The organism is Lentilactobacillus farraginis DSM 18382 = JCM 14108 (genome assembly GCF_000583655.1).
Lineage (GTDB): Bacteria > Bacillota > Bacilli > Lactobacillales > Lactobacillaceae > Lentilactobacillus > Lentilactobacillus farraginis.
The window spans coordinates 26,498-34,079 of the sequence record NZ_BAKI01000029.1 but is presented as its reverse complement, the minus strand read 5'-3'; the positions used below and the strand labels follow the sequence as shown (position 1 = coordinate 34,079).

The following is a 7,582-nucleotide window of genomic DNA, read 5'->3' as shown; positions in this document are numbered from 1 at the left end:
AAAATCCAAAATCAAGGATCGCAAGCGTAAAGCTTTACAGGCACGTAAATTGAATGAGTTTAGACTAAAAGGAAAAGCCTGTATAGAGGCGAAAATAAAATGAGATACGATGAGTTAAGAGATTATTTTAAACAAAAGTCTCCAAGCAATGACATTAAGATGAAATATATTTATGCGCAGGGAAAGCTTATAAACGGGGTTGCTAAATATTATATTGATGGAATTGAATTTTTGATTATATTTAGTTCTGAGGCTCAATTTGCTAGTGGTGTTATGTATAGTTCAGAAGATATTAATAATATTAATTCCACATTACAGACACCATTTAAAGAACGGTTAACAGACGACATGCGACATAAGCAGGAAAGGATGAGGAAACGTGCCTAAGGTAATCCTTAAATATAAAAAAATGACCCCATCTGCCATGGCACCACATCAGGCACATCCAGATGATACCGGCTTTGATTTATATGCTGATCAAACTGTTTATTTTGCACCATTCGAAACGAAAAGAGTTTCTTTGGGGATTTCAATTCAGTTAACCAAAGGGTATTCAGCTGAAGTTAGACCAAGGCAGGGATGAGTCTTAGGACACCATTAAAGTGCATTCTCGGAACGGTTGACCCTGGCTATCGTGGTGAAATCATGGCGATTTTCGTTAACTTATCTAATCGGCCTAATCAAATTAACAAAGGCGATAAGGTTTGCCAGTTGGTTATTCGGCGTGACGTCTCAGTACAATCTATTGAATGCGACAAACTAAACGACAGTGACCGTGGTAGTGACGGTTTCGGTTCAACTGGGAGGAATTAAAATGACAAAAATGTTCAATTCAGGTGATCAAAGGTTTAATAAATCGGCAATCGTCAGCATGATTCAAGACGAATTTAGTACGGAGATAAATAAGGCATTGAGAGATGCCGTACTGGACACAAGTGCTGTTCAAAAGAAGCTAGATAACGGCACGATTGACAAAGGAATTCAGCAGGCTGCTGAGATTATGGCCAAGTCACTAGATACAATTAGTCAATATGACAATGTCAATGAAGATTATCGATACTTCTTCGCGCTAACAGAGACCTTTGGTAGCAATATCACACCGCCATACCGTGGTGAATAATTGTGTTGACCTTTAATTCATAGAATGCAAGGGTGTGGTGATATGAAAACTATTAAAAGGTATTTGTGGTTTATCTATAAATCTCAATCATATATGCAAGGTTACAATCCGATTTGGATATTTTTTGAATCACTTTATTTAGGAATCGGCTTTTGCAAATCGTTTAATAAATAGCTTAGCTAAATTAATTAATCCGGAGGTGTGGTGATATGTGATGAAATTGCGGCCTAAACAAAAGGCTTTTGCTGAAGAGTATGTAAAGCTTGGCAATGCTACTAAAGCGGCGCTTAATGCAGGCTATTCAAAAAAGACTGCGGCGGAAACGGGGTCAGAAAACCTTAAAAAACCCCATATAAAAACATACATCAATCAACTCATGGCTGAGATTGAATCACATAAGATTATGGACGCCCAGGAGGCGTTGCAACTACTTACTCGGATAGCAAGAGGGGAAGAAAAAGAAACGGTTGTCGTGTCCACACAGTTTGATGTAGACACCATTGAAAAAGAAGCGGATTTAAAAACGCGAATTGCCGCGGCTAAGGAAATCCTAAAGCGTTATCCGGATAGCGATGAGTTACTCAAAGCACAAGTTCGACGGGCTGTTGCCGATGCTGAAATTGCTGAAACGAAAGCGAAAGAAATTAAAAAAGTTGAACATCATGAAGACGGTACGCTGGTAGTTGACGATTTGGGAGGTGTTAATGATGATAACGAAGGCTAAGCGAGTAATTAAAATATCTCAGATTGTTAATCCACATTTTAAGAAGCTGTGGCAGACAAAGTGCTCTTACATCATTGCTAAGGGTGGCCGGGGCTCTTTTAAATCATCGACTATTAGTCTGAAGCTGTTGACTATGCTGAAGAAGCAGGCTCAACTAGGCCATAAAGTGAACGTTGTCTGCATTCGGGAAAATACGGTTAATCTGCGTGACTCTGTATACGGTCAAATTTGTTGGGCAATTGACATGCTTCATATGACAGATGAATTTAAATATTCGGTTTCACCAATGCGCATTACCCATATTTCCTCGGGCAGTGCGTTCTATTTTTATGGTGGTGATAAGCCTGAAAAGTTGAAATCAAATACCATTCAAAATGTGATTGCTCTTTGGTACGAAGAGGCGGGCAACTTTAAGAGTGCTGAAGTTTTCGATCAAACCAACCCGACTTTCATTCGGCAAAAGTCGCCCTGGGTTAACGACGTGAAGGTGTTTTATAGCTATAATCCGCCACGCAATCCATATGATTGGATTAATGAATGGATTGCACTACAGGAACAGAATCCACAATGTTATATCGATACCTCTACGTATCTCGATGATAAATTAGGCATTACGAATGACGAACAACTAGCTTTGATTGAAACGTATAAAAAGAATGATCCGGATTATTACAATTGGTTATATCTGGGAAAGGTTATTGGCTTAGGGACTAACGTTTACAATATGCAGCTGTTTCATCCTTTAACCGACTTATTTTCTGATGATCCATTGATTAACCTGTACTACTCAATCGATGCCGGTCATATTAATTCAGCAACGACCTGTTTAGCAATTGGTTTGACGGCGCAGGGAAAAGTTGTTTTGCTGCACACTTACTATTACAGTCCGGAACATCAGTCGCGTAAGAAGGCACCTAGTGATTTAGTATCAGAGATTAAAGCTTTTGAAGAATCAATAGATTATCAAGTTCGAGTTGATCGACGCACGATTGACTCAGCTGAAGGAGCTTTACGAAATGAATTTGTTAAGGAATATAACGAAGTTTGGCACGGTGTTGCCAAGAGCGATGAAGCAACCATGATCGATTATGTATCATCATTATTGGCACAAGGACGTGTGTACTATCTTGACACACCAGAAAACCAGATATTTATTAAACAACATGAGCAATACCAATGGGATGAAAAGACCGTCCACAGTGATAATCCTAAAGTGGTTAAGGAAAACGATCATACCGTTGATGCTTTCAAATATTTTGCGATTGATAATGCTCGTAAGTTAGGATTGAAGATTGATCCGCACATCAATGCCAAAGTTAAATTGTTTAAGCGAGGTATTTAATGAATGAAAGTTAGTGAAATTTTACAAAAAGAATATCCTAATATTCAAGATACGTTTATTTCCGGGCGAGATGCCTCAAAATTGGGATGGACAAACAATAACACCGTTAATTTGTCTGGTAGTACTTATCTGGATGATAACGATGTCTTTCATTATTCTGCTAGTCAAAAAATAAAAGACAATCCCAATGATTTATTTAACATGATTAATCTGCATCGAACGCAGTTGATGCCAACCTACGTTATGAAACGTCAATATTATAAAGGTCGGCATATCAACATTCTTAATCGCAAACCAACCCCGCATGGTGACCCGGACAACCGTCGAATTGTTAATATGCCTAAAAAGCTAGTTGACTCATTCAACGGTTATTTTATTGGAACGCCAATTGATATTGCTTATCAAGACCCGTCAGAAGAAGAAACGACGGAAGGCAACAAAGTCAACAATCTTATTCAGGATATGACTAAGCATCAGGTTCTGGATGATGTATTCACTGAAGCTTCTAAATGGTCAAGCGTTTACGGACGCGCTTATCTTTACCTTTATACTGACAAGAATGCCTATCCCTATATCACTTTCTTAGATCCACTAAACACATTTATGGTTTATGACAACACAATTCGGAATAAACCGTTGTTTGGTGTTACCTATAGTTATTATCCGGATGACAAAGGCAATGAGTCTTTACACGGACAACTAATTGAAGTCAATGACACAGTGCCCTTTAGCAATTCGGCTACCACTAACGACTCACTAACTTTTGATGAAAATCCTGATCCAGATACGGGAGTTGATGACCAATTAGGGCACCCATTTAGTCAGTTACCAATGGCCGAAATCATGGATAACGAAGAACGAATTGGTGTGTTTGATGATGTAATCAGCTTGGTTGATGATTTAGATAGTGCTGTTAGCGCTAAATCTAACAATTCCGACTCATTTGCGGCTAGTATCTTGAAAGTGATTAATTCTGAACTTGATGATGATCAGCTTAAAGAAATTAAGCAATCAAGAGTTCTTAACCTCTATTTGGATAAAGCCTGGGCTGATTCTGATGAGTCTAAAGCTTTACCAACGCCGGATGCTGAGTTTATGGAGAAACCTTCTGGCGACCAACTACAGGAAAATCAGATTCAACATGACACTGATTTTATTTATCAGGTTGCACAGATTCCCAATTTAGACAATATCGATTTTAGTACATCAGCTGCCCAAGCCCTGGACTTTAAAATTCACTCAATGAAAATTAAAGCGCTGAACAAAGAAACCAAGATGAAAAAGGCACTAACTCAGATTTGGGCGTGTGCTTTACAAGCCAGGGAATCAATGTTGACGATGTTGATAACTTGGAGTATACATTTAACTTTACCATTCCACATAATTTATTAGCCGAAGCACAGACAGCTAACGAGTTGCAATCAACCACTTCACGAGAAACGGCAATTGCTTCACTTTCGAATGTTCCCGATGCTAAAAAAGAAATGCAAAAAATCTCAGCCGAACAGAATAAAGAAGCCCAACAAGCAAAGAAGCGGGGGTTAGATCCATATGTTGATATTGAAAACAATCAAAACAACACGACACAGCCTAAAGGTGATGATTAATGAAACCGATTAGTAAAACTCAAGAGAAAAAATATATCGCCAAGTTGCTTAAAAGTGATGAACAAGTTTATGGTAAAAGCCACGACTTTTATCAAATTGCATTGCAAGAGATTGAAGATCATCTTAATTTCTTTATTGCTGAATATGGCGTCAATGGCTTATTAAGATATGTTGAACTTTTGAAACGTGATTCGACTATTGATAGACGTCGCCTGCTTCATTTTCAGGTCAAAGCACGAATAAATGATGATACCCAGTCCCAGAATCGATCTAAGGAATATGTCAGGAATGCGCCAATTGATCGGTATCATACTTTAAATTCTTTGATCGGTTTCAGTATTGCCGGAGCTACAATTGCCACCATTAAATTGCTTAATCAAACGTTACACAGTGATTTTAAGCGGGATGTTAGTCGTCAATTTAACAACAATCGGTTGGCTAAGAAAGCTGGTGCCGACACTGTTAAGGCAGCCAAGATTACTAAACGAGAAGTCTTACGTAACTCTGATCAGATCATTAGCAAAACTGTTGATGGCAGCCAATGGAGCGATGACATTTGGCTATACAATGATAATCTCGTTAACAATGTCCAGGCATTGGTAGCTAAATCATTGCGAACCGGATTAAAGCAAGCAGATGTCAATCAGTTATTTCCGAGTATTCGTACGGCTAAGCCACAAACAGTAACTGGGATGTTTGAAACTAACGATGCCTATATTAAGCGCATGATTGTTACCGAACGGGCGAGAGTACTTGATCGGGCTACCACACAGATGTTTAAGTCGCAAGGAATTGCTTATTTTGATTGGGTAACTCAGCCAGGTGCGTGTGCTAAATGTGAAGACATAGCTGAAGGCGGCCCTTATGCCGTTAATGACAGCAGTTCCCCGAGCATTCCTGATGATTCACATCCATATTGTCGCTGTACTAAAAAGGCACATGTTTCGCTGGCACCGTTAGCTGGCATAATTGGAACAGCTGTAGTAGCTAGTAATTCAAAGAATAATCAAACAAGTGATAGCAGTGAGTAAACCTCATTGCTTTTTTTATTGTCCCAAACATGCTTAAGACATTAAACTGCGCAAGGAATTAACAGCCGACAGGCTATAAACGGAGGCAACACATGGAATCAGATAAGTTAAACATGGACTTGCAGTATTTTGCCGATGCTGGCCAAGCAGGTAGCCAATCCCAACCTGGTGCACAAGGTGGGAGCAATGGTGAAGGTGGCCAAAGCACCAATAATAATTCTGCTACGAATCCTGTTAGTCAAAATGACCAATCAGCCAACGATTTTATCAAAAGTCTTGTTGATACAGTTACCCAAAATAGCAATCAAAATCAGAGCAACCAAAATACCAACAGTAATAGTAATCCAGCTAAACAGAATGCTAACGATGGGGAACCAACAAACACTGATGCTAAAAATAATGACACCGATGATGGCAAAACATTTACGCAAGCTGAAGTTGACAAGCTGCTGAAAGACCGTGAGTTCCGTGCCCATAAAAAGGGTATTGAAGAAGGGAAAAAGGCTGGCAAAAGTAGTGCTGAAAAGTATGCTCAGATGACTGATGACGAGAAGCGGCAAGAGAAGATCAATGAAATTCTTAAAGAGAATGAACAACTTAAAGCTGAAAAAAATCGATCAGACATGCGCAGTGAGGTGTTTAACCAGCTCAAAGACACCGGGTATCAGTTTACCAAAGACGATGTTGAGACACTCATTAGAGACGATCCAGAAGCAACTAAACACAATGTTGACAACTTCAAGGATTTACTTAATCGCGTCATTAAAAAGACAAAGCAGGACATGTTTAAGAATCACAATATTCCCAAAGGCAATCAACAACAAACTACCGAAGCTCCGAGTTTCGGAGAAATTGTTGCTAAGAACACTCTCGGAGACCCTAACCGGTTTAAGGGTAAGTTCTTTGATCAAAAATAATAAATGAGGTGAAAAAGATGGCACAACAATATTTTGCTAATTCTGATCCTCGCGTAAGACCCGACTTAACTGTTGGCTTACCGGGGACAATTGATAGTTCAACCGTTACCGCTGATTCTAGTGGCAAAAAGGTTGTCCTACAGGGAACACCAGTTGGTGCAACTACCGATTGGCTGAGTGCTGATCAATCAAAAGGTACTACTAAGCTTTCTGAATTTACTGGTGCCGATGGTCAAGAGTTTGCAGGCGTAATTGCTGCAGATACAGACGTAACTGCTGGTGATGCCGATGTAACGGTTTGGTTTGAGAATGTTTATCTGCGACAAAAGCTACTTGATAGTACGGTTGTCGCAGCTTTACAAGCAGTTGCCGGCAAAACGCCAGGTGTTAAATTAATTAATCGATAAGGAGATGTTATATCGTGCCAACACCATTTGATTTACTTCAAGCCAATTATTTACAAGGATACTGGAACAGTAATCCACAGTATACAGCTCCTTATCTCATGGAAGCTCTATTTACTCCTACGAAACAAAAAGCTGATAACGTTAAGTTACTTAATGGTCAGGATATTTATCCAGCACCATTGGACTATACGAAGGAAGATTCGCCAGCTTTGCCAGTTGAACGTGGCTCACTTTCTACGGGCACCCTGCCAACCTATAAGTTCAAAAACTCGTTGAATCTTAATGAAAATGATTTCAAGGATTTAAACAATGCCTTGGCTTCAAATGACCGGAATCTTGTTTTGACTATTACTAAGAAGCTGTACGATGATCAAGCTAATTTGCTCATTCGGGCTCGTTTTACTCGTGAGTATTATGCTATTCAGCACTCTTAA

At 39.3% G+C, this 7,582-nt stretch carries 12 protein-coding genes; all 12 read left to right on the top strand.

Annotation, left to right across the window (positions count from 1 at the left end):
• The first annotated feature begins 99 nt into the window (after positions 1-99).
• Complete coding sequence (locus tag JCM14108_RS09670) at positions 100-387, top strand: hypothetical protein (protein WP_035180532.1); 288 nt, start codon at positions 100-102, stop codon at positions 385-387.
• A complete protein-coding gene (locus JCM14108_RS15945) occupies positions 380-583 on the top strand; it encodes a dCTP deaminase/dUTPase family protein (RefSeq protein WP_268872145.1) in 204 nt (67 codons plus the stop codon). The genes JCM14108_RS09670 and JCM14108_RS15945 overlap by 8 nt, the downstream gene beginning before the upstream one ends.
• Positions 580-813: a dUTP diphosphatase gene (locus JCM14108_RS15940; RefSeq protein ID WP_369385540.1), complete on the top strand. Its 234-nt coding sequence runs from the start codon at positions 580-582 to the stop codon at positions 811-813. The genes JCM14108_RS15945 and JCM14108_RS15940 overlap by 4 nt, the downstream gene beginning before the upstream one ends.
• A gap of 1 nt (position 814) precedes the next feature.
• On the top strand, positions 815-1,120 hold the full coding sequence (locus JCM14108_RS09660) for a hypothetical protein (protein ID WP_008856341.1): 306 nt from the start codon (positions 815-817) through the stop codon (positions 1,118-1,120).
• A gap of 214 nt (positions 1,121-1,334) precedes the next feature.
• Positions 1,335-1,844 carry a terminase small subunit gene (locus JCM14108_RS09655; RefSeq protein ID WP_035180530.1) on the top strand — a complete coding sequence of 170 codons (510 nt, stop codon included), beginning with the start codon at positions 1,335-1,337 and terminating at the stop codon, positions 1,842-1,844.
• Positions 1,828-3,186 (top strand): PBSX family phage terminase large subunit, encoded by a 1,359-nt coding sequence (locus tag JCM14108_RS09650; RefSeq protein WP_035180527.1) that lies wholly within the window; start codon positions 1,828-1,830, stop codon positions 3,184-3,186. Before JCM14108_RS09655 ends, JCM14108_RS09650 begins: the two co-directional genes overlap by 17 nt.
• A gap of 3 nt (positions 3,187-3,189) precedes the next feature.
• The gene (locus JCM14108_RS09645) at positions 3,190-4,578 is read left to right on the top strand and encodes a phage portal protein (RefSeq protein ID WP_272944533.1); all 1,389 of its coding nucleotides are present in this window, start codon (positions 3,190-3,192) and stop codon (positions 4,576-4,578) included.
• Complete coding sequence (locus JCM14108_RS15935; RefSeq protein WP_272944532.1) at positions 4,536-4,793, top strand: phage portal protein; 258 nt, start codon at positions 4,536-4,538, stop codon at positions 4,791-4,793. Before JCM14108_RS09645 ends, JCM14108_RS15935 begins: the two co-directional genes overlap by 43 nt.
• Complete coding sequence (locus tag JCM14108_RS09640) at positions 4,793-5,824, top strand: hypothetical protein (protein WP_035180526.1); 1,032 nt, start codon at positions 4,793-4,795, stop codon at positions 5,822-5,824. Before JCM14108_RS15935 ends, JCM14108_RS09640 begins: the two co-directional genes overlap by 1 nt.
• A gap of 92 nt (positions 5,825-5,916) precedes the next feature.
• Entirely contained in the window at positions 5,917-6,741 is an 825-nt protein-coding gene (locus JCM14108_RS09635) for a DUF4355 domain-containing protein (RefSeq protein WP_035180525.1), read from the top strand.
• Positions 6,742-6,758: 17 nt separating this feature from the next.
• Positions 6,759-7,148, top strand: coding sequence for a hypothetical protein (locus JCM14108_RS09630; protein WP_035180523.1), 390 nt, complete (start codon positions 6,759-6,761; stop codon positions 7,146-7,148).
• Positions 7,149-7,162: 14 nt separating this feature from the next.
• Positions 7,163-7,582: a major capsid protein gene (locus JCM14108_RS16285; RefSeq protein WP_304607849.1), complete on the top strand. Its 420-nt coding sequence runs from the start codon at positions 7,163-7,165 to the stop codon at positions 7,580-7,582.